The sequence below is a fragment of the Devosia sp. LjRoot16 genome (assembly GCF_964252795.1).
In the GTDB taxonomy this organism is placed as follows: Bacteria; Pseudomonadota; Alphaproteobacteria; order Rhizobiales; family Devosiaceae; genus Devosia_A.
Genome location: NZ_CAXUPH020000004.1, coordinates 256990 through 280275 on the forward strand (window position 1 = coordinate 256990; position 23286 = coordinate 280275).

23 protein-coding genes are annotated in these 23286 nt (G+C 65.1%); 14 read left to right on the forward strand and 9 right to left on the reverse strand.

The genetic code is table 11. The features are described from left to right. Positions 1 to 15: 15 nt before the first annotated feature. Positions 16 to 591, forward strand: a complete 576-nt coding sequence (locus ACSQ23_RS19195; RefSeq protein WP_055885356.1) for a TetR/AcrR family transcriptional regulator — start codon at positions 16 to 18, stop codon at positions 589 to 591. A gap of 30 nt (positions 592 to 621) precedes the next feature. Here the strand turns inward: ACSQ23_RS19195 and ACSQ23_RS19200 are convergent, their stop codons facing one another. Both ACSQ23_RS19200 and ACSQ23_RS19205 read right to left on the reverse strand, forming a co-directional pair. Beyond that, positions 622 to 1179 carry a GNAT family N-acetyltransferase gene (locus ACSQ23_RS19200; protein ID WP_055885354.1) on the reverse strand — a complete coding sequence of 186 codons (558 nt, stop codon included), beginning with the start codon at positions 1177 to 1179 and terminating at the stop codon, positions 622 to 624. 30 nt (positions 1180 to 1209) lie between these two features. Next, on the reverse strand, positions 1210 to 2286 hold the full coding sequence (locus tag ACSQ23_RS19205) for a GntR family transcriptional regulator (RefSeq protein WP_082528443.1): 1077 nt from the start codon (positions 2284 to 2286) through the stop codon (positions 1210 to 1212). Positions 2287 to 2628: 342 nt separating this feature from the next. Here ACSQ23_RS19205 and ACSQ23_RS19210 point away from each other — a divergent pair, with 342 nt between their 5' ends. The 8 genes from ACSQ23_RS19210 (at position 2629) to ACSQ23_RS19245 (ending at position 11428) form a co-directional block, all read left to right on the forward strand. Then, entirely contained in the window at positions 2629 to 3648 is a 1020-nt protein-coding gene (locus ACSQ23_RS19210; RefSeq protein ID WP_055885350.1) for a Gfo/Idh/MocA family protein, read from the forward strand. 25 nt (positions 3649 to 3673) lie between these two features. Continuing rightward, positions 3674 to 4639, forward strand: a complete 966-nt coding sequence (murQ, locus tag ACSQ23_RS19215) for an N-acetylmuramic acid 6-phosphate etherase (RefSeq protein WP_055885348.1) — start codon at positions 3674 to 3676, stop codon at positions 4637 to 4639. After that, positions 4636 to 5880, forward strand: coding sequence for an ABC transporter substrate-binding protein (locus ACSQ23_RS19220; protein WP_055885345.1), 1245 nt, complete (start codon positions 4636 to 4638; stop codon positions 5878 to 5880). Before murQ ends, ACSQ23_RS19220 begins: the two co-directional genes overlap by 4 nt. A 75-nt stretch (positions 5881 to 5955) precedes the next feature. Then, a complete protein-coding gene (locus tag ACSQ23_RS19225) occupies positions 5956 to 6849 on the forward strand; it encodes a carbohydrate ABC transporter permease (RefSeq protein WP_055885342.1) in 894 nt (297 codons plus the stop codon). Next, entirely contained in the window at positions 6846 to 7682 is an 837-nt protein-coding gene (locus tag ACSQ23_RS19230; protein ID WP_436091557.1) for a carbohydrate ABC transporter permease, read from the forward strand. The genes ACSQ23_RS19225 and ACSQ23_RS19230 overlap by 4 nt, the downstream gene beginning before the upstream one ends. A gap of 6 nt (positions 7683 to 7688) precedes the next feature. Then, complete coding sequence (locus ACSQ23_RS19235) at positions 7689 to 8609, forward strand: N-acetylglucosamine kinase (RefSeq protein WP_082528442.1); 921 nt, start codon at positions 7689 to 7691, stop codon at positions 8607 to 8609. A 218-nt stretch (positions 8610 to 8827) separates the two neighbouring features. Next, complete coding sequence (locus ACSQ23_RS19240; RefSeq protein WP_436091558.1) at positions 8828 to 10933, forward strand: autotransporter outer membrane beta-barrel domain-containing protein; 2106 nt, start codon at positions 8828 to 8830, stop codon at positions 10931 to 10933. Between the two features lie 114 nt (positions 10934 to 11047). Continuing rightward, positions 11048 to 11428, forward strand: a complete 381-nt coding sequence (locus ACSQ23_RS19245) for a RidA family protein (protein ID WP_055885332.1) — start codon at positions 11048 to 11050, stop codon at positions 11426 to 11428. 79 nt (positions 11429 to 11507) lie between these two features. Here the strand turns inward: ACSQ23_RS19245 and ACSQ23_RS19250 are convergent, their stop codons facing one another. From ACSQ23_RS19250 to ACSQ23_RS19260, 3 genes are all read right to left on the reverse strand, one after another. Further along, on the reverse strand, positions 11508 to 11891 hold the full coding sequence (locus ACSQ23_RS19250; protein WP_436091559.1) for a DUF2147 domain-containing protein: 384 nt from the start codon (positions 11889 to 11891) through the stop codon (positions 11508 to 11510). Positions 11892 to 12116: 225 nt separating this feature from the next. Beyond that, a complete protein-coding gene (locus tag ACSQ23_RS19255; protein WP_436091560.1) occupies positions 12117 to 12845 on the reverse strand; it encodes a PIG-L deacetylase family protein in 729 nt (242 codons plus the stop codon). Between the two features lie 163 nt (positions 12846 to 13008). Next, entirely contained in the window at positions 13009 to 14019 is a 1011-nt protein-coding gene (locus ACSQ23_RS19260) for a YeiH family protein (RefSeq protein ID WP_436091561.1), read from the reverse strand. A gap of 94 nt (positions 14020 to 14113) precedes the next feature. Here ACSQ23_RS19260 and ACSQ23_RS19265 point away from each other — a divergent pair, with 94 nt between their 5' ends. Next, the gene (locus tag ACSQ23_RS19265; RefSeq protein ID WP_436091562.1) at positions 14114 to 14977 is read left to right on the forward strand and encodes a LysR substrate-binding domain-containing protein; all 864 of its coding nucleotides are present in this window, start codon (positions 14114 to 14116) and stop codon (positions 14975 to 14977) included. Between the two features lie 26 nt (positions 14978 to 15003). On the opposite strand, the gene ACSQ23_RS19270 is transcribed toward ACSQ23_RS19265, so the two are convergent. Further along, positions 15004 to 17646 (reverse strand): autotransporter outer membrane beta-barrel domain-containing protein, encoded by a 2643-nt coding sequence (locus ACSQ23_RS19270; RefSeq protein WP_436091563.1) that lies wholly within the window; start codon positions 17644 to 17646, stop codon positions 15004 to 15006. A 303-nt stretch (positions 17647 to 17949) separates the two neighbouring features. Between ACSQ23_RS19270 and ACSQ23_RS19275 the strand changes: the two genes are divergently transcribed. Then, positions 17950 to 18450, forward strand: a complete 501-nt coding sequence (locus ACSQ23_RS19275) for a GNAT family N-acetyltransferase (protein WP_055885321.1) — start codon at positions 17950 to 17952, stop codon at positions 18448 to 18450. 271 nt (positions 18451 to 18721) lie between these two features. On the opposite strand, the gene ACSQ23_RS19280 is transcribed toward ACSQ23_RS19275, so the two are convergent. After that, entirely contained in the window at positions 18722 to 19177 is a 456-nt protein-coding gene (locus ACSQ23_RS19280; protein WP_436091564.1) for a YcgN family cysteine cluster protein, read from the reverse strand. 192 nt (positions 19178 to 19369) lie between these two features. Between ACSQ23_RS19280 and ACSQ23_RS19285 the strand changes: the two genes are divergently transcribed. Genes ACSQ23_RS19285 through ACSQ23_RS19295 form a run of 3 tightly spaced genes read left to right on the forward strand, consistent with a single transcriptional unit; the run spans position 19370 to position 22659 of the window. Then, positions 19370 to 21532: a transglycosylase domain-containing protein gene (locus ACSQ23_RS19285; protein WP_436091565.1), complete on the forward strand. Its 2163-nt coding sequence runs from the start codon at positions 19370 to 19372 to the stop codon at positions 21530 to 21532. Positions 21533 to 21535: 3 nt separating this feature from the next. After that, positions 21536 to 22114: a DUF1214 domain-containing protein gene (locus ACSQ23_RS19290; RefSeq protein ID WP_055885313.1), complete on the forward strand. Its 579-nt coding sequence runs from the start codon at positions 21536 to 21538 to the stop codon at positions 22112 to 22114. Next, positions 22111 to 22659: a DUF1254 domain-containing protein gene (locus ACSQ23_RS19295; RefSeq protein ID WP_055885309.1), complete on the forward strand. Its 549-nt coding sequence runs from the start codon at positions 22111 to 22113 to the stop codon at positions 22657 to 22659. The genes ACSQ23_RS19290 and ACSQ23_RS19295 overlap by 4 nt, the downstream gene beginning before the upstream one ends. Positions 22660 to 22661: 2 nt before the next feature. On the opposite strand, the gene ACSQ23_RS19300 is transcribed toward ACSQ23_RS19295, so the two are convergent. Next, the gene (locus ACSQ23_RS19300) at positions 22662 to 22973 is read right to left on the reverse strand and encodes an addiction module antidote protein (RefSeq protein ID WP_436091566.1); all 312 of its coding nucleotides are present in this window, start codon (positions 22971 to 22973) and stop codon (positions 22662 to 22664) included. Positions 22974 to 23093: 120 nt separating this feature from the next. Further along, the gene (locus ACSQ23_RS19305; RefSeq protein WP_436091567.1) at positions 23094 to 23276 is read right to left on the reverse strand and encodes a type II toxin-antitoxin system RelE/ParE family toxin; all 183 of its coding nucleotides are present in this window, start codon (positions 23274 to 23276) and stop codon (positions 23094 to 23096) included. Positions 23277 to 23286: the final 10 nt, after the last annotated feature.

Here is a 23286-nt window from a genome sequence, read left to right on the forward strand (position 1 = left end):
CGGTCATCGCAGATCATGCATTCCACCAAGCGAAGGATGATCGATGTCGGGCTGCAGCAGTTGCTGCAGCAGGGCTACAACAGCCTCGGTATTCAGGCGGTGCTCGATGCCGCCTCCGTGCCCAAAGGGTCATTCTATCACCACTTCGCCGACAAGGAGGATTTCGCCCTCCAGGTCGTCGATGCCTATGTCGCCGATGTGCATGCCGTGCTCGACAGCTGTGTCCACGACGCGGCGCTTGCGCCGCTCGACCGCATACGGACGTTCTTCCGCAACGTCGAGAATTCCTACGAGCGCGAGGGCTATCTCGGTTGCCTGATGGGCGGCCTTGGTCAGGAGCTCTCCGGAGTCAGCGACACCTTCCGGCAGAAGATCGAGTGGTGCTTCTCCTCGATCGCCGATCGCCTGCAGCTCTGCCTCGACGCCGCCAAGGCCGATGGCAGCATTGCTCCCGACAGCGACACGCGCGAGCTCGCCGAGCTGCTGGTCAACTGCTGGGAAGGCGCGGCTCTGCGCAGCCGCCTGAAACGTAACCCTGCGCCACTTGCAGTGATGCTGGAGTTCTATCTGGCGTCGCTGCAACCGAGGTGAGGGGACCGCCTCACGACGACGAGTCCGGTCCTACAGGCGCTTCCCCAGCCAGATGTCGGGCTTTCCGAGGCCGTTGGCGTCCGGGATAAACCCAATCACCCGAAACCCGCATTTTCGGTAGAACTCGAGCGGGTGCTTGCCGCCCGGTGTGGCGGCCAGCTCGCGCAGCATGGCAGGTGTATCGGCATAGAGATCGGCGCCGAACGCCGTGGTACCGCCGAAATCGTCGTCGCTGCCGAGGAACAACGTCAGCGCGCCGGTGGCGCGGACCCGGTCTTCGATGGCGACGATCAGTTGGCTGCCAATCCCCTGCCCCTGCCGATCAGTCGCGACGACCAGCGGATGAAGCTCCGAAGCGTGTGAATAGCTGGCGATCGCGCCGACCCAGCCGCAAACCGCATCGCCCTCCACCGCCGCGAGGCCAGCCCATTCCGGGTCGGCAATCAGCTTCTCGATCTCCTCGCGCGCCTCGTCCAGCGTCTTCCAGGCGGCCGGCACATGCGCCAGCGCCGCGACCAGGATCTCGGCGGCGGTTTCCCGCTGCGACGAGCTGAGATCGGTGAACGGGACGATGCTGATCGCTGCCATGTCGATCCTCTATCCTGCTTCGCCAGCCAACTATGACGGTTCAGCTGTCGACGCCCGAACGATCAAATCGGGCGTCACGGTCGTGCGGATCGCCGGCCCGGTATAGGTGCCTTCCAGCCGATCGCACAGCATGCGCATGGCAAGCTGCCCGACAGCACCCGGGTGTGGGTTAACACTGGTCAGCGGTGGGTCGAGCGAACGCGACCACAGGCTATTGGCGATCGAAACGACCGAAACGTCCTGGGGCACGCGCAGTCCCGCTTGGCGGAGGCCCTGAATCACTCCCATCGCGGTCACGTCGTTGCGGGCAAAGATCGCCGTGAACTCCGCTCCACGCGAGACCAGATCGGCTACGGACTGCTGGCCCGCGGCCTCCGATGGCAGATCGTAAGACCGCACCAGCTCCGGCTTGATAGCAACCTTATGCTCTCGCAATACGTCGGCGTAGCCGTCGTACGGCGAGAACCCCGGCAGGTGCGGCAGGCCCTCCACATAGGCGATCCGCTGGTGACCCAGCCCGATCAGGTGCTCGACCGCCTGGTGGGCGGCTATACGGTAGTCGACACAGACCCCGTCGCAGTTCACTCCCCTGGGCCAGCGGCCGATATAGACGAGCGGTTTGCCCGCAGCGATGAACTGCTGCACGCCGCTCGAAGACTGCTCGACCGAGTTGGGCACAACCAGCGCACCGCACACCGTCGGGTCGGCGGCAGATTGGCCGACCTGCAAGCTCTCGCTGGCAGTCGAGTATTCGGACTGCCCTACCATGACGCGCAGATTGTAGCGCCGGGCTTCCTTCTCGATGCCGTTGACCATCTCGCCGTAATACGGGTTCGAGAATGTCGGAATGATCACCGAAACGATGCGCTGGGCGCCGGCTACCGCCTCGGCGGGCGCGCTGCCGCCGGTAACGTAAGTCCCGCGCCCCGGCTGGCGCTGCAACCGCCCCCGTTGCACCAGGTCGTCGATGGCGCGGCGGATCGTCGTACGCGACAGGCCGAGTTCTTCACCGAGCTGTCGCTCAGAGGGCACAGCTTCGCCGGCCGGGTATTCGCCGCTTTCGATCCGCTCCAATAGCAGACCAACAAGAGTACCGGTCTTATCCATGACGCTCTATTGACGAGTTTTGTAAGACATGTATCATACCACAATCAGACCGCGAGGGAGGAATGACCGAGTACGAGGTCACCAGTTCCCCCGCGGATAGCACGGAATACGCAACGCCGGGTGGGGCGCATGAAGTTTCCCGAGGAATCCCGCAGCCGCAGGCAAGTCGCGCCATCCCGCGCGAGATGGAGCGATGCAACCAGCCTCCGGAGATCGATACTTTCTGCCGCAACTGTTCGCTCTGCGCCTGATACCGCGATATAATACCGGTATCATATCGAATTCTGGAAGTGAAGTCCCCGGCGACCCAAAAGCGCCGCTGAATGTCGAAACGAGGAAACTATGAAGAACGGTTTTGCCCTGGTTGGTGCCGGGTTGTTTGGAGAGAGGCACGCTCAGGCGTACAGCCGCCATCCGCTGGTGGACTTCAAGTATGTCTGCGACCTCGACGAGGCTCGCGCCAAGCGCATCGCTGAGACCTATGGCGCCGGCAAGTACACCACTGATATCAACGAGGTGCTCGCCGATCCCGAGGTGGTGGCCGTCTCGATCGCCACGCCCGATCACGCCCACCGCGCCGCCACCCTCGCCGCGGTCGAAGCCGGCAAGCACATCCTGGTCGAAAAGCCGCTGGCCACGACCATCGAGGACGCCGAGGCGATGATCGCGGCCGCCCGCAAGGCCGGCGTCAAGCTGATGGTCGATTTCCACAACCGGGCCAACCCCCCGATGGTGGCGGCACGCGACGCCCTGGCGCGCGGCGATATCGGCAAGCCGTCCTACGTCTACGCGCGTTTGAGCAACACCGTCGCCGTGCCGCAGGACATGCTGAAGTGGTCGAGCAATTCGTCGGCCCTGTGGTTCCTGGGCAGCCACATGATCGACGTCGTCGGCTGGATTCTCGATGACAAGCCGGTGCGCGCCTATGTCGTCTCGCGCGACGGGGTACTCAAGGACTTGGGCGTCGATGCGCCTGACTTCCATGTCGCCACTGTGGAGTATGCAAAGGGCACGGTCGCCGTGTTCGAACACGCCTGGATCCTGCCGCGTACCTACAACACGGTAAAAGACCTCAAGCTCGAGTTACTCGGCAGCAAGGGCGCCATCAATATCGACGGGTCGCACAACCGCACCATGGAACTCTATACCAGCGAAAAGGGCTCCTTCCCGGACATGCTGGTACCCCCGTTCGGGCCGCATCTGACCGGCTTCGTGCTCGACGCCGTGGTGCACTTCGTCGAGGCGGTGCTGCACGACAAGCCCGTACTGGCAACTGGCGAGGATGGCCTCGCCAACACCAGGATCATCAGCGCCCTGATCGAGGCGGCTCGCCTCGGCCAGCCGGTGCAGCTGTCGGTCTAGAACGGTGTCGCGGGAGGAAAGCAAGGTGGAACCGAGGCTACTGTCGGAGCTGGATGGCCTGGTGTCGGAGGCGCGCAACCCCCGCACCGACCGTCTCGACCGCATGAGCGCCATTGAGCTGGTGCAGGCGATGAACGACGAGGACCGCACCGTTGCGGTTGCGGTCGCCAAGGTCCTGCCCGAGGTCGCGGTGGCGGTCGAGCGTATCGTTACCGCCTTTGGCGAGGGTGGCAGGCTGGTCTACGCCGGCGCCGGCACCAGCGGCCGGCTTGGCGTGCTGGATGCATCCGAATGCCCGCCCACCTTCGGTGTCGACGCATCGATGGTGGTGGGGCTGATCGCCGGCGGCGACCATGCCCTGCGTCACGCGGTCGAAGGGGCCGAAGACGACGAAGCCGCCGCCGTGGCCGACTTGCAGCGCATCACGCTCAGCTGCAAGGACGTGCTGGTGGGGCTCGCCGCCTCGGGCCGCACACCCTATGCCGCCTCAGCCCTGCGCTATGCGCGGAGCCTCGGGGCGACGGCCATCGCAGTCACCTGCAACCCCGGCTCGCCGATGACACACGAGGCGGATATCTCGATCGCCCCCGAGGTGGGGCCGGAAGTTCTGGCCGGTTCGACCCGGCTGAAGTCGGGTACGGCGCAGAAGCTGATCCTCAACATGCTGACCACCGCCAGCATGGTGCAGATGGGCAAGGCCTTCGGCAACCTCATGGTCGACCTCAGGGCCAGCAACGAGAAGCTGCGGGCTCGTGCGGTGCGCATCGTGGCGCAGGCCACCGGGTGCTCGATCGCCGAGGCCGGCGAGGCTCTGGTTGATGCCGGGCATGACACCAAGCTCGCGATCTTCGTCCGGTTGTCAGGCCTCCCCACCGCTGAGGCCAAGGCACGACTGGTGGATGCCGGGGGAATTCTCCGCGTCGCTTTGGACGCGGGCATTGATGCGGGGCGGGGGCCCCAATCACTACAAGCAAGGGAGACTAGCAAATGAAGCGCATTCTGTTATCCGCGGCAGCAACCGTGATGTTGAGCCTGTGCATAGGCGCCGCCGAGGCGCAGACCCTCAGCGTGCCCAGTTGGATGTGGGAAGAGGGCAATGTGGGCGTCTGGTTCAAGACCAACACCGCCCAGTTCGAGGCCGCCGAAGGCATCAAGGTCACCCCAACCCAGATCCCGTCTGCCGATTTCGAGAAGGTCGTCACCACCCAAATCGCCGGCGGCGCGGTTCCCGACCTGATGACCGCCTTCACCTCCATGCTCCCGCCGATGATCGACGCCGGTACGCTCGCGCCACTCGACCAGTGCATCGCCGACGGCGGCTTCGGTGACCGCCTGTTGCCCTCGGTGAGCTTTGCCCAGGTCGACGGCAAGACCTATGGCGTGCCGCTCACCATGAGCCCCTGGTCGGTAGTGGTGAACAAGAAGCTGCTGGCCGATGCAGGCATCACCGAGATGCCCAAGACCGTGGAAGAGCTCTACGCCGCAGCCAAAGCGGTCAAGGAGAAGACCGGCGCCTATGGCTATGCCTTCGGCAACGACATGGCCGCGCCGCTGCACGTCTACATCAACTCGATGCAGTGGGTGCTCGGCTTTGGTTCGGACTGGTCGCAGCCCGATGGCACCATCACGGCCAATGACCCAAGGAACGTCGAGGCAATCGGCTGGATCAAGCGCTTCATGGATGAGCAACTCGCTCCGGTCGGCCTCGGGGTGATCCAGGCGCGGGATCTGTTCCTCGACGGCAAGGTCGCAATCATGTTCGAAGGCCCCTGGCTGATGACTCAGGTGCAGAGCCAGAAACCCGAAATGATGGCCGATATCGACTTCGAGGTGGTGCCGACGCCGACCCACGCGGCGATCACCGGTGGCGCCTTCTACGTGATCCCGGCCAAGTCGCCCAACCCCGAAACGGCCTGCAAGCTACTGACCGCCTATCTCAGCGAAGACGCGCAGCGTCACTGGCTCGAGGACCTGCTGCAGATCCCCGGCACCAAGGTGCAGGCCAGCCCCGAGTTCCTCGCCAAGAACGCCTGGGTCGGCAAGATGGCCGACATCGCGGCCCAGTATCCGGGCGGCATTGGCTACGCCCCTCCGGGCTACCTGATCCAGGCTGCCGAGTTCCGTCAGATGGTGGTCGACGCCCTGTCTGAAATCTATTCGGGCAAGACCTCGGTGGAGGACGGGCTCAACGGCCTGCAGGGCAAGCTGGAGAACTGGAAAGCGACACTCTAGCAACGTCCAACCCCCGTGTTTCGGGGTGGCGCAGGCCGCCCCGAAACGCCCCTCGATCCAATATGAAGAACGCCAATGCCGAGACCTATGACGCAACGCATCAACTGGCTACCGATCTGGCTGCTTGGGCCGGTGGCGATCCTGCTGGCCGTGATCCTGATCTGGCCGATCGTGCAGGGCGTCGCCCTGAGCTTCTTCAACACTCGGATCCTCAACTACTCCGCGGGCAAGTTCATTGGCCTCGCCAACTTCAATGCCCTGTTCCAGGACGAATATTTCTGGAATTCGCTCAGGGTGACGGCAATCTACGGCGCCGCCTCGGTCATCTGCACCTATGCCCTGGGCCTTGGCTTCGCGCTGCTGCTCAACCGCGACTTCAAGGGCCGTGGCTTCATCCGAACGATCTTCATCCTGCCTTGGGCGATCCCGGAGGTTGTCGCGGTCCTGATCTTTGCCTGGATGCTCGACCCGCAGTTCGGCGTCGGCAACTACCTGCTGGTGATGATCGGGGTCATCGAGCAGCCGCAGGCCTGGTTGTCGCAATCGCACCTCGCCCTGCCTGCGCTCGTCGTACTAACTGCCTGGCAACAGTTCCCCCTGGCCATGCTGATCCTCCTGGCCGGCCTGCAGACCATTCCCGAGGAGCAGTACGAAGCCGCCAAGATGGACGGCGCCGGGGCGTGGACGCGCTTCGTGCATGTGACGCTTCCCGGCCTCAGGTCAGTGAACGTCATCCTGATCCTGCTGCTGATCCTCAACTCGTTCCGGCGCGTCACCATGATCTATGCGATGACCCGCGGCGGCCCCGCCCGTTCGACCGAAACGCTGTCCGTTCTCACTTACAATACCGCCTTCGAGTACCAGCGCGTCGGCTACGCTGCCGCCGTCGGCACCGTGCTGCTGCTGATCCTCCTGGCCTTCAGCCTCGTCTATTTCTGGAGCATCATGCGGAGCAACCAGGCCAAATGACCCCGGCGCGCAAGAAGTCGATCCTCAACGCATTCTGGTTTGCCCTGACGCTGGTCTTCGCAGCCATCGTGTTCTTTCCCTACTACTGGATGTTCGTCTCCTCGGTCGAAACCGACAGCATCTTCACCTGGCCGCCCAACCTGATCCCGAGCGGGTTCAGCCTCGACTCCTACTGGACCATCTTCGAGGAGCGCGACATCGGCCGTTGGCTCTTGAACACCCTGATCGTTGCCGGCAGCACCTCGCTGTTCTCGACCATCATCGCCATCAATGCGGCCTATGCGCTGTCACGCTTCAAGACCAGGACCACTTCGGTGTTCACCGTCATCATCCTGTTCTCGCAACTGCTACCCGCCGCGCTGATCGTCGTGCCGCTGTTCGTGATCTTCCAGCAGATCGGGCTCTACAACAGCCTTGTCGGTCTGGCGATCGCCGACACCGCCTTCATCCTGCCGCTTGCCATCTGGCTGCTGAAAGGCTTCTTCGATCAGATCCCGGTCGAAATCGAGCAGCAGGCGATGATCGACGGCTGCTCGCAGTTGGGCGCCTTCTATCGGGTGATCCTGCCGCTATCACTGCCCGGCCTGGTCGTGGTGGTCGCGATGTCGTTCATCTCGGGCTGGGACGAGTTCTTCCTCGCCCGCACGCTGATCGCCTCGCAGGACCAGTGGGTGCTGTCGGTGGGCCTCACCTCGTTCCGCGGCGAGTATACGCTCGACTGGAGTCAGATGATGGCGGCTGCAGTGATCTTCGCCCTGCCCGCACTGGCCTTCTTCCTGGTGGTACAGCGTTACCTGGTGGCCGGGCTGTCGGCCGGCGCCGTCAAGGGCTAGGGGCTCGTGGGCATCCCGGTTCGGCTTGGCTTGGACATCGGCGGGACGGCTAGCCGTTGGGTCGCGTGCGACCCCTCCGGCGCGGTGGTGGCTCGCGGTGAAACAGGCGGGGCATCGGGCCGCGTGTTCGACCCGCTCGAACGCGACCGCCTATCCGCTGCCGCCCATCTCGCCGCCCAGGCCTTGGCGCAACAGGGCCTGGTCGCCGAACGAGTCATTGCCGGCCTGACCGGGTTTGGACCCGGCGCTGCCGACGAGGTCAAGGCGGTGCTGGCGCAGCCGCTGGCGCTTGCGCATACGAGTGTCCTCGCAGTCGACGACATGACGCTCGCCTATCTTGAGCAGTTCGCGCCGGGCGAGGGGCACCTGGTGTCTGCCGGGACCGGCTCGTTCGGGCTCCACATTGCGGCGGATGGATCGAGAATCCGCGTCGGTGGGAGGGGCATCCTGATCGACGATGCCGGCTCAGGCGCGTGGATTGCACTCAGGGCCCTCGATCACATCTTCCGCGGGTACGACCGCCACGCTTCATTCGGCGCCGACTCGGTGCTGGCCGAGGAGTTGCTTGGCGCCATCGGCGGCAACAGTTGGGATGATGTACGCCAGTACGTCTATGGCGGCGACCGCGGCCGCATTGGCACGCTTTCTGTTGCCGTGGCTCGCGCCGCCACCCACGGCGATGCGGCGGCGGCGGCGATCCTGCGGGCCGCCGGCACCGAGCTGGCTCGCCTCGCCACCGCACTTGTCGGGCGCGCGGGCAGCCTCCCGGTTGCGCTGGTGGGCCGGGTGCTCGACCTGCATCTGGTCGTGAGAGAGCAGGTCGTCCGGATGCTTGCCGCGGAGACAGTTCACGTCCGCCGCACTGACGCTGCACTGGCTGCAGCGCGGCTACAAACCAACACGCTGGGCGTCGCCCTGCAAGCTTAGTCGAAAGTCGTCGAAACTGTGATCAATAACGTCATTTTCAAGGCGGCCAGCATGAGCTAACGTTGTCGTCATTGCGAATAAGTCATTGCCCAGACTGAGCGATTTATCGCGCCTAAGCTTGGCGATACGTGGGGCAGACCACCGGCGAGGCCGCTCGTCAACTAACGAGGAATGATGTGATCATTGATAGAGGCGCTGCATCGGAGCAGCGAGACGTTTTGCTACGCCATCTGAGTTGCCTCTCGGCTGCGACCACCAAGAGGGCGCTGGCTGCCACCTCGGTCGGCATGATCGTGATGCTTGTTGCAGCGCCGGCCGCGGCGCAGACGGTCTGGACCGGAGCGACCAGCACCGACTGGACAGACGCATCGAACTGGACCAACGGCGTTCCGGACAGCAGCGATGGTACGACCATCGCCAGCCCTACAGCGCTGGGTGACAGCGGTGCGGTGTCTGGTGCCACCAACGGTGTCATCCTCAACGGGAGCGGCTCGCTAACCGTCAAGAACGGCAGCACGCTCTCCAGCTCGACTGCGGCGATAGGCGCGGCAAATGGAAGCCTTGCGGCCGTCGCCGTGACCGGAAGCGGCTCGCACTGGACAACCAGCGGGCAACTGACTGTAGGGGGCACCGGTTCGGGTACGCTCAACATCTGGTCCGGTGGCACCGTGACTGCCTTGAGCGGCGTGCGCCTCGGCTTCAATGCTGCTGGCACTGGATCGGTCAACGTAAACGGCGGCAGCGTGCTGGAAACGACCGGCCTGACCAAAGGCGCTGGCGGCGCTCTGTTCACGTTCGATAATGCGACGCTTCGCGCGCTGGCGAACACTGCCACCTTCACCGGCACATTGGCCGTCAACGAACTCACCATCGCGGCGGGCGGCTTGACCGTGGACACCAACGGTTTCGCGATCAGCGCCGTTGGATTCGGCGGCGCAGGCGATCTCAGCGTGATGAACAGCGGTGCGAATCCCGGCACGCTTACTCTTACCGGTGCCGGCACCTATGCCGGCGATACCCGGATCGGCATCAACAGCACCCTTGTCCTCACCGGCGATCATATCGGCACCGGCAGACTGCTGGAGATCCAGACCGCCCTCGGCGACGACAATTCCGTGACCGGCCGTCTCGTCGTCAACGGCAACACCAGCGGCACGACCGACGTCAAGGTGACCAATATCGGTGGCGTCGGCGGTGTGACCACCACCGGCATCAGGATCATCGAGGTTGGCGGCACCTCTGCCGGCACCTTCAACCTCAGCGGCGACATCGTCCACAACGGCGAGCAGGCGGTGATCGGCGGCGCTTATCTCTACGGCCTCTACCAGGACGTTGACGATGGCGACTGGCACCTGCGCAACATTATCGACGACGGGCCGGTGTTCCAGCCGGCCGCCCCTGTCATCGAAGCCTATGTCGGCGCAGCGCTGCAGGCCTTCAACACCACCGAGAGCCTCCTGCAGCGCATCGGCAACCGCACCATGTCCGATGGCAACGGGCTCTGGGGCCGCATCGAAGCCGGCCGTGTCTCGATTGCGCCGGATTCGAGCACCGGCGCCGGCTACGACGTCACCACCTGGCAGTTGCAGGCAGGCTTCGATGGCGTGCTCAGCCAGTCCGACGCGGGAACGCTGGTCGCAGGCGTCAATGCGCAGTTCGGCATCATCTCCGCCGATATTAGCTCGGCCTCGGGCCGCGGCAGCGTGGCGAGCAACGGCTATGGCCTCGGCGCCACGCTCACCTGGTACGGCGACGAGGGCTTCTATCTCGATGGCCAGGGCAAGCTCACCTGGTTCGACAGCACGCTGGACTCGGAGACCCTCGGCACTACCATCGTCTCCGGCAATGCCGGGTTCGGCTACGCGCTCAGCCTCGAGGCCGGCCAGGAGGTGGCGCTCGGCGACAACTGGTCGGTGACGCCGCAGGCACAGCTCGCCTATTCCGCGGTGGATTTCAACGAGTTCGTCTCTTACGGCTCGACCGTAGCGCTCCAGAGCGGCGACAGCCTGCTCGGCCGCCTCGGCCTCTTGGTCGACCACGAGAGCGAGTGGCAGGACGCGGCCGGCGAGACGGGGAGCACCCGCCTCTACGGTATCGCCAACCTGACCTATGAGTTCCTTCAGGGCACGTCGACCAGCGTCGGTGGCGACACGTTGAGCAGCAAGGTCGACCCGCTGTGGGGCAGCATCGGGCTCGGCGGCTCGGTCAACTGGGCCGGCGACGCGCTGTCGCTCTATGGCGAGGTCAATCTCGGCAGCAGCCTCAACCATCTCGGCGACAGCTACAGCCTCGGCGTCACCGCCGGGATCCGGGGCAAGCTCTAGCCAGAAGCACGAGAGCCCGCCGACACGGTTCGGCGGGCTGCTCCTCAGCCGTTCAGCCACGGTTCACGGCGCGCTCGCTATCCGCGTCCGAGATCACGGCTGGAGGCCAAGCGGATGCCGCGCACCATCGTTTCTTCTGAACACCTGCCCAAGCCATCCCCCTATTTCAGCCATGCGGTAAAGAGCGCCGGGCTGGTGTTCGTTTCCGGCACTGCCCCCTATTCGCCTGAGACCGGCAAGATCGTGGGCGAAACCATCGGGGAACAGACCGCCCAGGCGCTGCGCAACATCAGCGCCATCCTCGCGGCCGCGGGCACGAGCCTCGACAAGGCGGTGAGCGCGACCGTCATCCTCGCCGAGGAGGACGACTTCGCCGGGATGAATGAGGAGTGGCTGAAGTGGTTTCCGGCTGATCCGCCGGCGCGGCAGGGCGCCAAGCTGCCGGTTCGGGTGCCTGGCCTCAAGATCTCGATCGCCATGATCGCAGAGGCGTAGGCAACAAAAAACCCGCGCCGGCGGAGGCGCGGGTTTCAAGTACGGCAGTTCTTGAAGGCTGCCTATTTCAAGCAGCGCCTCAAACGCGGCTAAGTCTGACGGTCTGGCAGAAGACGCCCTGGCAGCCATTGACCTTCAGGCTGTCACTGCCGGTCATGATCATCGTACCGGAATAGACGTCGCCGGCGTTCTTGACCGTGCCGGTCCATTTGTTGTCGGAGGACTGAGTGCCCTGCACGATGACCTGGTTCAGGTATTGCCGGTTCACATCATCCTTGTCGCGCAGCCAGATCAGGCGCGCGCACAGGGCGCCGCTGCCGCACTCGGTGATCTTGTAACGGCTCTTGCCGTCATCGGCCTGCCAGGTGCCGGTCGGATCGGCAGCGATAGCGTATACGGGGGCCGCGGCACAGAGGGTGGCGAACACGGCGGCGGCAAGTTTGGTCGCGAGGTGCATGGTCATGCGTCTCCGGAAAATTTCGGGTCGGTTCGGTTGGTTGGCCGGATAAATAGGAACTTTGGCTGAATCTTGAATAAAGGCATCGTTCATCTGCCGTTCATCTTTGCGGCGAAGTACGGCCCTGAAATGGCAGCGATGCTGACTTGCTTTATCCGTCAGGAGTCTGCGAGCAGCCGCGCTGCCACAATCTCGCCTTTGGCCAACGGCACGGCCGGGTTAAAGTTCCGATCACGAAGCTGTGAACAGCCGCCAGACCGCCTCATGCGGCCCGATCGGCCACAGTGTCTTCGGCGAGAACTGCCGCAACGAGATCACCGTGCTGGTATGCTGGCTAGGGTATAGGTTCACCGCCGCCAGCTTCTCGGGTCCCGCTGCCGAGGTGCGTCGCCGCAGTCGCCGGACGCCCAATGCTGCCCTGAAATCCGGCAGCCAATGCCGCCGCGCCCGGCTCGAGCTGGCATAAGGCAGGTCCTCATAGAACAGCACCTCGGCACGCCGCTCCAGCTCCGGCAGCAGCTCGATCACCACCGCCCGTACGGCCAGGTGGTTCACATGCCCGCCGATCGCCGCGGGGCAGAACACCCGGGCGCCTTCAGTCTCCCGCAACAGCTCGGCCAGCGGCGCCCGCACCTGCACGATGTCGTCAGCCAGTCCATCCAGGTCCCACGGCGAACGGCCGTGCACTGGGGCATCCTCCAGGCCCAGATCGATCCGCTCCAACCGAAAGCGCTCGGCAAACGCCATGTCCTCGGCGACCCGCAGCGTGGTGACCCGCTCGATCGTCGCGACATCCGGGGGCAAGGCGAGCGGCGCGCCGGCGACATAACCGCTGCGTGTGAAGACGTTCACCAGCCGGCCACCAGGCTCCGCCGCAATCCGCGCGCCAAGCGAGAAGGCAATGTCGTCATGATGCGGAGAAAGGTAGATATTGCCGTTTGGGGCCCAAGACATTGCCATTCGATTGTCCTTTGCCAGACGGACAGTAATCTTCGCTTGGGGCGCCGGCGGCTCTGCTGGTAGCCCGTATATGAACCCGATGTGTGCTGCAATGACGCCGCGCCTGCCGATGGGTGTGCCGGCGGGAGATTGCGTCGGTCGTGCCAATCGAGTCGCCGGCCGGCTAGCCGGCCTGCAGCATCAACGCTGTGGCCAGCGCGAGGCCCAACAGCACCAGGATCGAGATGAAGCCGGCGGCCAGCACCCGGCCGCCCGACGACAGCACGCTGCGCAGGTCGACCGACAGGCCGAGGGCTGCCATGGAGACCAAAGTCAGCTGCGACGAGGCCGCCTGCAGCGGCTGCAACGTCGCCTCCGGCAAAAGCCCGAGCGAGCGGGCCGCCATCATCAGCAGGAAGCCGGTGATGAACCAGGGCAGCAGCAGTGAGAAGGACGGTCGCACCGCCTCCTTCCGCCCGTGGCGCAACCCGACGAACAGCACTACCGGCCCCAGCATCAGCACCCGCATGAGCTTCACCAGGGTGCCGACCTGCGTGCTCATCACGCCCACCGGCCCGGTCGCAGCGAGCACCTGCGGCACCGCGTAGACGCTGAGGCCGGCAACCACGCCGTATTGCCACTGCGTCAGCCCGAGCGCGCCGAATGCCAGCGGCAGCAGCAGCACCACCACGATACCCAGCGCCGCGGTGAAGGCGATAGAGGCGGCGACGTCCTCGGCCGGCGCCTCGATCACCGGCGCCGTCGCCATGATCGCCGAGTTGCCGCAGATCGAATTACCACAGGCGACCAGCGTCGCCAGCCGCTCGTCTAGCCCGAGCCAACGGCCAACGAGGTAGCTGGCGGTCAGCGCCAGCAGCACCACCACCGCCACCGCGGCGATCAGTTCAATGCCCGACTGCGCCAGGGCAGCTGCGCTGATCGTGCCACCCAGCAGTACGACGGCGATTTCCAGGATGGTCTTCGAGGCAAACTGTACGCCGGCGACGAAGCGTGGCGCGAGGCCCATCAGTGTATGGATCAGCGTGCCGGCGAGGATGGCGATGACCAGGCCATCAACGCAGCGCCCGCCCAGCAACCGCTCCTGCAGCGCCTCCGCGCCCAGGGCCACTGCCGTCACGCCAAGGGCCAGTCCCAGCCCAGGCAGGACAGCCACGATTTTCCGCCTCGCTAGCACAGCATGCTCCAGACCAAGTCGCGGACAGCATAGGCATTGCGATCATTCTGGATAATGACATAGAAATGCATGTTTCATTCTGCTGGATCGCACGATGACGCTGGAGCAGCTCTCGATATTCATCGCCGTCGCCGAACGCGAGCACCTGACGCAGGGCGCCAATGCCGTCGGCCTCTCGCCGTCGGCGGCGAGCGCGGCGATCAAGTCGCTCGAGGCCTATTACGATGTGCGCCTGTTCGATCGCGTCGGGCGGCGGATCGAGCTCACCCGTGAGGGGCGCGTGCTGCTGGCCGAAGCGCGGCTCACCCTGGCGCAGGTCCGCAACACCGAATCCGTGCTCAGCGAACTGGGCAGCCTCAGGACTGGTATCCTCGACGTGCAGGCCAGCCAGACCGTCGCCAACTACTGGCTGCCGCCGCGCCTCTTGGCCTTCCAGCGGCAATACCCCGGCGTCACGATCAATTTCGAGGTCGGCAATACCAGCGCCGTCGCTGCGGCCGTGGTCGACGGCCGAGCGGAACTCGGCCTCGTCGAAGGCAGTATCGACGAGCCGGTGCTGGCCAGCACGCCGGTGGTGCGCGACCGGCTGGTGGTGGTTGCGACAGCAGGTACTCGCACGACACTCAGCGACCTCAGTTGGATCATGCGGGAGCGCGGCTCAGGCACGCGGGCAGTGTTCGAAGCCGGGCTGCGCGCCGCCGGCTACGATCCGGCCGAACTGCAGGTTGCCCTGGTGCTGCCCACCAACGAAGCCGTGCTCAGCGCTGTCCGCTCGGGCAGTTGCGCCGCCGCCCTCTCCGAGATGGTGGTCGCACCGTTTGTCAGAAGCGGCGAGCTGCAGGTGCTCGATATCGAGCTGCCACCCCGGCAGTTCTCGATCCTCCGCCACCGCGAACGCCGCCTCTCAGCCGCTGCGGGGCGGTTCGAAGCGCTGTGCCGGGAGCCGGATCGCGAATGAGGTGGGTTGGGCGCCGTTGAGCGCCCTTACCACCTGCCGTTGAACCCGACCTTGGCGCCGATCGCGTTGTTATTGCCGAAATCGTCGAGGCTGCCGCGCACCAGCGCTTCGCCGAAGACGCTGTACTGCTCGTCGGCCCAGCTCAGCGAACCGCCGACACCGACACCGCCCCACAGCCCCTGGTTCTGCGAGGCGAACTTGGTGCCGGAGACATCGACCCTCGAGCCGTCGAGGAAGTCATAGTAGAGGTTGCCGATACCGTAGAGGTGGGTCTGTTTGGTCTCGCCGGCCGCGTCCTGCCATTCGCTCTCGTAGTCGGCGGAAAGCCCGAGCCGGCCCACCAGGGTGTCGCCGCCATCGTCGAGCGAGACCGTGCCGTCATACTGGTCGGTGAAATCGCTGAAGCGCACGGCCGAATAGCTGAGCTGGGCCTGCGGCGTCAGCGACCAGTTGTCGTTGAGCCCGATCTTCTGGCCGGCCTCGAGGCTGAGCCCGTAGCCGAAGGCATCGTTGCCCTCGACCAGCGTGGCGCCGGTGTCGTCGGAGACGATATCGGCCGAGTAACCGATCAGTTGCGCCTGGCCGTCGACATAGAGCCCGCCCGCGCCGTACCAGGTGAGTGTGCCGCCGACGCCAAAACCCAGGGCGTTGACCGAGCCCGCGCCATAGATCGAGGTGATATCCGAGCTGACGGTGCCAAACTGCGCGTTCACCCCGGCGACCAGCGTGCCGGCCTCACCCTGGTGCAGCACGCCATCGAGCCCAGCCTGCAGCCGCCAGGTGGTCACGTCATAGCTGGCGCCGGTGGTCGAGACACCGGGCTCGAAATGCCCCTGCGAGGCATCCATGCGGGCCCAGATGGCGTTGGGCGCCAGCGCGCCATCGGTGCTGCCCTCCCCGCCATTCAGCCATTGCCGGCCACCGACGCGCTGCTGCAGGGTGCCCAGTTCGTTGAACGCCTGCAGCGCGTTGGCATAGTTCTCGTAGAGCGGCACGGTCGGCGCATAGAGCGGGCCGGCGTCGATGATTTCGGAGCGCAGGTACCAATCGCCGTCGGCTGTGGTCTGGGTGCCCTGGTACAGCCGGTAGGCATAGGCCCCGCCAACCACCGCCTGGTCGCCCTCGAACACATAGTCGCCGAGCAGCGAGAAGGTGCCGTTCGATGCGCCGAGAACATCGACGACCTTGATGCCTGCATTGCCTGTCTGTGCGCCGGCGCCGCCGACATTGGTGATAACCAGCGACGAGTTGCCCGAGGTGGAGCCGTTGACGACGAGCTGATCCGTGGCCGAGGTATTGTCGTAGCCAAGCGCCGTATTGAGATAGACGGTACCGTCGTTGCCGACATAGTTGCCGGTCACCGTGAGTTTGGTGCCAGGACCAGCACCGCCCAGGCGAACGATCCCGGCATTGTTGAGCGAAACGAGGGTCTGGTTGAAGCCGGCAAGGTCGAACGTGCCGCCGGAGGCGACGTTGAAGGCCGATGTCGTGCCGAAGATGTTGGCGGCCCCGGCCCGCAGCGTGCCGCCGTTCACGCTGGTAGCGCCGGTATAGGTATTGGCGCCCGACAGCGTCTGCGTGCCGCCAGTGAGGGTCAGTGTGCCGCTGCCCGAGATGATGCCGGAGAACACATCGTTCTTCGCATCTGTGATCGTCAGGCTCTTGGCGTTGCGCGTGACGACGCCGCTGCCGGCGAGGCTCTGGATGCTGGTACCGGCCGCACTGACACCGGAAATGTCAAAAATTCCGTTCACCACCACCCGACTTGAGGCGGCGATCGAGCCATTGCCCACCAGTTCGATCGTGCCTGCCTGGAGCACGGTCTCCCCGGCATAGCTATTGACGGCCCGGACATCGAGGATGCCCGCACCGGTCTTGGTTAGCCCGCCGATGCCGGAAAAACCGGAGCCCGCACGCACCTCAAAGGCCTGGGTGTCGACGGTCAGGCCGCCTGCCGCAATATTGAGCGTGCCTGGCGAAAATCCGGAGATGAAGAAGTTGTTGTCGGCCCGTGCTCGCAGAATGCCGTTGTCGAAATTGACCTGACCGGTGCCGGAAGAGGCACGTGAAAGTCTATTGGTCTCGAGCGTGCTCCCGCCACTGATGTTGATCGTGCCGTCGCCATTCGTAAAGCTCCCTAAAGTGACTCCCGATTGAGCGACGACCTTACCGCCGTTCTCAATGTTGAGAACACCCTCGCCGCCGGCGCCGACTTCAATCTGGGCACCGGACACGATCCACTGCGATCCGGCTCCGGTGACCGTGATTGTGCCATTGGTCCCATTGCCGTCGGCGATGTGGTGCTCGGCGCCAGTGCTTGTCAGCGTGCTGCCGTTCTGGATTGTCAGATTGCCGAACCTGCCAGGCGTATTGCCGACCGTCAGGGAACCCGTCGTGCCGACAGCGGGACCGTTCTTACCGAGGACAGTCGGGCTTGGCGAAGTCGGATCAATGTTGACAGTGCCGGCAACTGGCACCGTTCCTCCGGACCAGTTGCTCCCGACCGTCCAGTCGTCGCTGGTGGTTCCCGTCCAGCTCTGGGCCGCCGCGGGACCCGCCCACAGGGCCGCCAGCGCCAGCGCTGCCAAGCCAACGCCCGATAGCAGCCTCGCCCTGCCAAGGTTCCAGCCGCGATCAGCGTAGCCGCGCCCGGTTGCCCCAACAGACATGCCGCCCTCAAAATCCATAAGATATGACGTAAAGTGTCGACTCAAACTGCCGCGAGCCCGAAGCTTAGACAAGCACAGCTTTCGAGCTAAAGCACTGTCATAATTAAGAAAGCTTTGCGACGACGCTGCACCCGCCGCGGATCTGCAACGAAAGCTTTGACTGATCAAACAACGGCAAGTTGGGAGCGCATGGAAACGCCGCCGATCAGTTCTCGATCCGCCACCGCGCGGTGCAGAGCGTGTGCCTGGAGGTGAGGACGGCTGCTTTCGAGTGCGCCTGTCATGGGCTAGCTTCGGCACAGCATGAACATCCTTCCCCTCACACCGACCCGCGCGGCGTCGATCATCGCTCAGGACGGCGGCAACGGCTGGAACCGGCGCGAGGAGCACTGGCTGGGCGTGCTCGCCCAGATCGAGACGGGGCAGCGCACCACACTGGTGGCGGTGCTCGGCGCGCAGGTGGTTGGCTATGGCAGCCTGCTGTGGCGCTCGGGCTACCCAGGCTTCGCCGCCGCCAACATTCCCGAAGTCCACGACCTCGCAACGCAGGCGCAGCACCGCGGCAAGGGTGTCGCCACCAGCCTGATCGCCGCCCTGGAATACCTGGCGCGCCAGCGCGGCCACCATGTGACCGGCCTCGGCGTCGGCCTTTACGCCGACTACGGCCCGGCGCAACGGCTCTATACCCGCCTCGGCTACAGACCGGACGGCCACGGCATCACCTACCGCCACGCCCCGGTCGTGCCGGGCGCAACCTTCCCGATCGACGACGAGCTGCTGCTGTGGCTGACCAAGCAGCTCTAGATCTCTTCACAGGTGAGTTGAGCTACCTGCGGGGCCATCCCTGCGAATCCCGGCCGGTGGAGAGTCGGGACGCGCCGAGGTCGAGCAGACCACCGCGCTCACCCCGGTTACATCGAGTTTGGGGCGCCGTCTGGTGACAAGTTCGGCGATGGCCCCGCATCAGGGCGGGAAATCCGGTAACTTAGCGCACGTGAGCTTTCGCCAGGATGACAGCCGGGGCTCAAAGGCCGAGCCCATCAGTTTCGCCGGTGCAGCCCAATCGTGAGATCATTTAGATCTCCTCCGGCGGCTCCCAGTTCGGCCAATCCGCCACATGCTCTTCCCACTCTCCGGGCTTTACCGATTGCTCGGGCACGGTGCGGCCGCGGACCGAGACGCCGACCGCCATGACGGTTTCGGGGTCACCCGAGACCAGCGGGTGCCACCAGGCGAGGCCCTTGCCTTCGGCGATGCGGCGATAGGCACAGGTCCTCGGGATCCACTCGATGGTGCGGACGTTCTCCGGCGTCAGCTTGATGCAGTCGGGCACCTTCTTCAGCCGGTTGGGATAGTCCGAGCATTTGCAGCTTTCGCCGTCGAGCAGCTGGCAGCGCACATCGGAGACGTAGATGTCGCCGGTATCCTCGTCCTCGAGCTTCATCAGGCAGCAGCGCCCGCAGCCGTCGCAGAGCGATTCCCACTCCACGTCAGTCATTTCCTCGAGCGTCTTTTCTTCCCAGAAGGCCATTCAGGTTCCTGTGACGGCTGAACGGGACCCGGGAAAAGCCGTGGACTCTTCCGTTTGGGTCCCGCTACGCAAAGCAACTGCGCTTGCGCAAACTGTCCGCTGATCATATTCGAGCGACTGCCTTGCCAATGCGCCCCAAATTGGGGAGATTCAAGACCATAGGGGCGCTGTTGGCACGCCGCGGAGTGTTCGGTGCAAGATCCGTTCTACCACAAAGAGAAGCGGCGCAAGAAAACCCGCATGCTGGCGGCCGACGCCTGGCTCGACTCGGCGCTCTATGAGTTCGGCCAATCGCTGGGGCGCGGCTACACCCGGGTCGAGGATTTCTTCTCGCGTTTCCGCGTTTCCGGCATCAAGCGCTTGTTCGTCGAGATCCTCTCGGACGGCTTCAGCTTCCTTGCCATCGGCATGGTGCTGGTCACCGCGCTGGCATTGCCGGCGTTCGATGCCACGGTCACCGGCCGCTTCAACAAGGCCGAGGATTTCGCCGTCACCTTCCTCGATCGCTACGGCAACGAGATCGGCCGGCGCGGCATCCGGTCCGACGATTCCTACCCGCTCGACAAGCTGCCCGACTACCTGATCAAGGCGACGCTCGCCACCGAGGACCGGCGCTTCTACGAGCACTGGGGCATCGACGTGGTCGGCACGCTGCGCGCGCTGGTGTCGAACGCGCAGGGCGAGAACTCGACGCAGGGCGGCTCCTCGATCACCCAGCAGCTGGCCAAGAACCTGTTCCTCTCGTCCGAGCGCACCCTCGAGCGCAAGATCAAGGAAGCGTTCCTGTCGGTCTGGCTCGAGTGGCACTATACGAAGGACGAGATCCTCAAGCTCTATTTCGACCGCGCCTATATGGGCGGCGGCAATTTCGGCGCCGCGGCGGCAGCCGAGTTCTATTTCGGCAAGAAGGTCACCGACGTGAACCTCGCCGAAGCGGCGATGCTGGCCGGGCTGTTCAAGGCGCCGACCAAGTACGCACCGCATGTCGATCTGGCGGCGGCGCGCGGCCGCGCCAACCTGGTGCTGTCGAACCTCGTCGATGCGGGCTTCCTCACCGAGGGGCAGGTCACCGCGGCGCGCCGCAACCCGGCCGTGCCGATCGACCGCTCCGCCGAGGCCAACTCGCCGAACTACTTCCTCGATTACGCCTTCGAGGAAGCCAAGAAGATCATCGAGACCTCGGGCAGCACCTCGAACACTTTCGTCGTGCGCTCGACCATCGATCCGGTGCTGCAGTCCTATGCCGAGGATGCCGTCACCTCGGTGGTGCGCGAGCAGGGCGAGGCGTTCAATGTCAGCCAGGCCGCCATGGTGGTGCTGGAGCCGACAGGACCGATCCGCGCCATGGTCGGCGGCATGGATTACGGCAAGAGCCAGTTCAACCGATCGATCGTCCCCAACCGGCAGCCCGGCTCGGCGTTCAAGCTGTTCGACTATGCCACCGCCTTCGAGCTGATCCCGGAGTATGACCCGGACACCGTGGTCTCGGGCGCCACCCAGTGCATCGGCAACTGGTGCCCGCGCAACTATTCGGGCAACTCGGTCGGCCGCATCAGCCTGATCTCGGCGTTTCAGCAGTCGATCAACACCGTGCCGGTGAACCTGTCGATCAAGACCGGCCGCCAGCCGATCGCCGACTTCGCCCACAAGATCGGGCTGCAGAACGATTTCCCGGTGACCCGCTCGCTGGCGCTGGGCGCCGCCTCGGTCAGCGTCATCGACATGGCCTCGTCCTATGCAGTGTTCGCCAACCACGGCTACAAGACCCCGGCCTATGGCATCACCCGCATCACGACGCTGTCGGGCGATCCGATCTATGACGCGGATTCCGAGCCGCAGCAGGAGCGCGTGGTCAGCGAGCAGACGGTCAAATACATGAACCGGATGATGCGCGCCGTGGTCGAGAGCGGCACCGGCCGCCGCGCGCTGATCGAAGGCGTACCCTCGGTCGGCAAGACCGGCACCACGTCATCATATCGCGACGCGTGGTTCTGCGGCTTCACCGGCAATTATGTCGCCGCGGTGTGGTTCGGCAATGACGACTACCGGCCGACCAAGAACCTGACCGGAGGCACCCTGCCCACCACCGCCTGGCAAAAGTTCATGGCCTACGCCCACACCAATATCGAGATCAAACCCGTGGAGGGCGTGGATTTCGCGCCGGCGCCGTTCGTCATCGCCAATGCCGAGGAAGGCCAGCCGGTCGCCCCGACCGTCGAGCGCCCTCCGGGATTGAAGCCCGGCGCGGCGGACAAGCTGCTGGAGGTTGCCGAGCGCCTGCGCAACGCGCTGGGCGGCGCCAGCAACCAGGCGGCGCTCACCATTACTTCCCCCGCTCCGGCCAAGGCGCTGTAACCCTTGCGCTTTCTCGTTCACCTCGGCAGCATGCTGCTGGTCGCACTGCTGGTCGGCTTCGGCCTCAGCTGGTACGCGCTGAGCGATGGCCGGCTGTTCGGCGCCATCGAGATCGGCCCGTGGTCGGCCTGGCGTGATGTCGGCGTGCCGGCGCCGGACCCCTACACCCGCGCCTTCATCGCCCGTTCGGGTGCGCTCGAGCTCGGCGCCAGCGAGGGCATCCAGTTCATCGCCACTACCGACAGCGACAACCGCCGCCTCGACCGCGCCTGCCGCTACCGCATCGACGGCACGACACCCGCCGCCCGCTTCTGGACCCTGGTGCCGGTGGCCCCCGGCGATGGCGCGCCGATCACCCGCGCCGATGGCCCCACAGATTTCCACAGTGCGCGGCTCAGCCGGGCCGGCGATGGCTCGGTCGAGCTCTATGTGTCGAAAACCCTGGCCCCGCAGAACTGGCTCGAAATCACCGGCGACGGCGCCTTCGACCTGGTGCTGACGCTCTACGACACCTCGAGCCTGTCGGGCGTGGGTGCCGATGTCGCCGCCCTGCCCTCGATCATCCGCGAGGCCTGCGCATGATCCGCACCCTGCTCTGGCTGCTTGGCGGCGTGGTGCTGGGCGGCATCATCCACATCGCGGTGATCCTCAGCCTGCCGGCACTCTCAGCCACGTCCGCCTGGGACCACGTCGCTGCCGCCGGCGCCGGCCCGGGCCCCACCGTGCTGTCGGCCGCCACGGCGAGCCAGCCCAACCCGCTGCGGCTCGACCCCGAACTTGCCTATGCGGTGTGCCGCATCGATCTGCGTAACGGCCCCGCCTCGGTCACCGGTACGCTGCCGCAATCTTTCTGGTCGGTCGCCGTCTACAGCCGCGCCGGCACGGTGGTCTATTCGACCACCAACCGCGACGGCATCGGCACCGCGCTCGACCTCGGCATCTTTAACCCGGGGCAGACACGGCTCCTCGCAGAGCAGAAGCTCGATATCGCGGAGGGCCTCTTGATCGTCGAGGCCAAGGAAGACGACCTGTTCGTCGTCGTCCGCCTCGCCCCGCCGCACCCGGAAATGCGAGCCCGCTACGAGAAGGCGCTCGCCGGCCTCAAGTGCGGCACCATCGCTACCTGAGGCTAGCTCTGCGGCTCCGACTTGGTCAGAGGTACGGTGGTCAGGCGCAGACCAAGGGCGTGCACCACCTTCAGTACCGTCGCAAACTCCGGATGCCCTTCGGGGCTCAGGGCGCGATAGAGCGCCTCACGCGCCAGTCCCGTATCCCGCGCCAACTGCGTCATGCCCCGCGCGCGGGCAATGTCCCCCAGCGCTGCGGCGATCACTGCCGGGTCGCCGTCCTCGAACGCTGCCTCCAGAAAGAGCGCCGCTCGCTCGTCGGTATCGAGATGATCGGCGATGTCCCACTTTGTCGTCGCAAGTACCATGATCATCCTTCTTTCCATGCCGCCGCGAGTTCCTGGGCGCGGCGGATATCCCGATCCTGGCTGCCCTTGTCGCCACCGCACAGCAGCAGGACGTACAGATCACCGCGCCTCATCAGGTAGACCCGGTTATCCGGGGCCGTAGTCGATCCGCAGTTCGCTCAGACCGCCGCCGATCGGTCGCACGTCACCGGCATTGCCGAGCGATAGCCGGTAGATGCGGAGGTTGATCCTGGTCTTTGCCCGCTCGTCCCGCAGTCGGGAGAACCAGGTTCGATACGCGTCGGTCTGTCGGATCTCGATTTCGGCCATATGTAACTCA

Coding starts and splice junctions, on each gene's coding strand:
- ACSQ23_RS19210 (WP_055885350.1), top strand. CDS start 2,629: ATGAAGAACGGTTTTGCCCTGGTTGGTGCCGGGTTGTTTGGAGAGAGG.
- ACSQ23_RS19230 (WP_436091557.1), top strand. CDS start 6,846: ATGACCCCGGCGCGCAAGAAGTCGATCCTCAACGCATTCTGGTTTGCC.
- ACSQ23_RS19225 (WP_055885342.1), top strand. CDS start 5,956: ATGCCGAGACCTATGACGCAACGCATCAACTGGCTACCGATCTGGCTG.
- ACSQ23_RS19255 (WP_436091560.1), bottom strand. CDS start 12,845: ATGGCAATGTCTTGGGCCCCAAACGGCAATATCTACCTTTCTCCGCAT.
- ACSQ23_RS19305 (WP_436091567.1), bottom strand. CDS start 23,276: ATGGCCGAAATCGAGATCCGACAGACCGACGCGTATCGAACCTGGTTC.
- ACSQ23_RS19275 (WP_055885321.1), top strand. CDS start 17,950: ATGAACATCCTTCCCCTCACACCGACCCGCGCGGCGTCGATCATCGCT.
- ACSQ23_RS19265 (WP_436091562.1), top strand. CDS start 14,114: ATGACGCTGGAGCAGCTCTCGATATTCATCGCCGTCGCCGAACGCGAG.
- ACSQ23_RS19205 (WP_082528443.1), bottom strand. CDS start 2,286: ATGGATAAGACCGGTACTCTTGTTGGTCTGCTATTGGAGCGGATCGAA.
- ACSQ23_RS19300 (WP_436091566.1), bottom strand. CDS start 22,973: ATGATCATGGTACTTGCGACGACAAAGTGGGACATCGCCGATCATCTC.
- ACSQ23_RS19270 (WP_436091563.1), bottom strand. CDS start 17,646: ATGTCTGTTGGGGCAACCGGGCGCGGCTACGCTGATCGCGGCTGGAAC.
- ACSQ23_RS19220 (WP_055885345.1), top strand. CDS start 4,636: ATGAAGCGCATTCTGTTATCCGCGGCAGCAACCGTGATGTTGAGCCTG.
- ACSQ23_RS19200 (WP_055885354.1), bottom strand. CDS start 1,179: ATGGCAGCGATCAGCATCGTCCCGTTCACCGATCTCAGCTCGTCGCAG.
- ACSQ23_RS19250 (WP_436091559.1), bottom strand. CDS start 11,891: ATGACCATGCACCTCGCGACCAAACTTGCCGCCGCCGTGTTCGCCACC.
- ACSQ23_RS19295 (WP_055885309.1), top strand. CDS start 22,111: ATGATCCGCACCCTGCTCTGGCTGCTTGGCGGCGTGGTGCTGGGCGGC.
- ACSQ23_RS19195 (WP_055885356.1), top strand. CDS start 16: ATGCATTCCACCAAGCGAAGGATGATCGATGTCGGGCTGCAGCAGTTG.
- ACSQ23_RS19245 (WP_055885332.1), top strand. CDS start 11,048: ATGCCGCGCACCATCGTTTCTTCTGAACACCTGCCCAAGCCATCCCCC.
- ACSQ23_RS19280 (WP_436091564.1), bottom strand. CDS start 19,177: ATGGCCTTCTGGGAAGAAAAGACGCTCGAGGAAATGACTGACGTGGAG.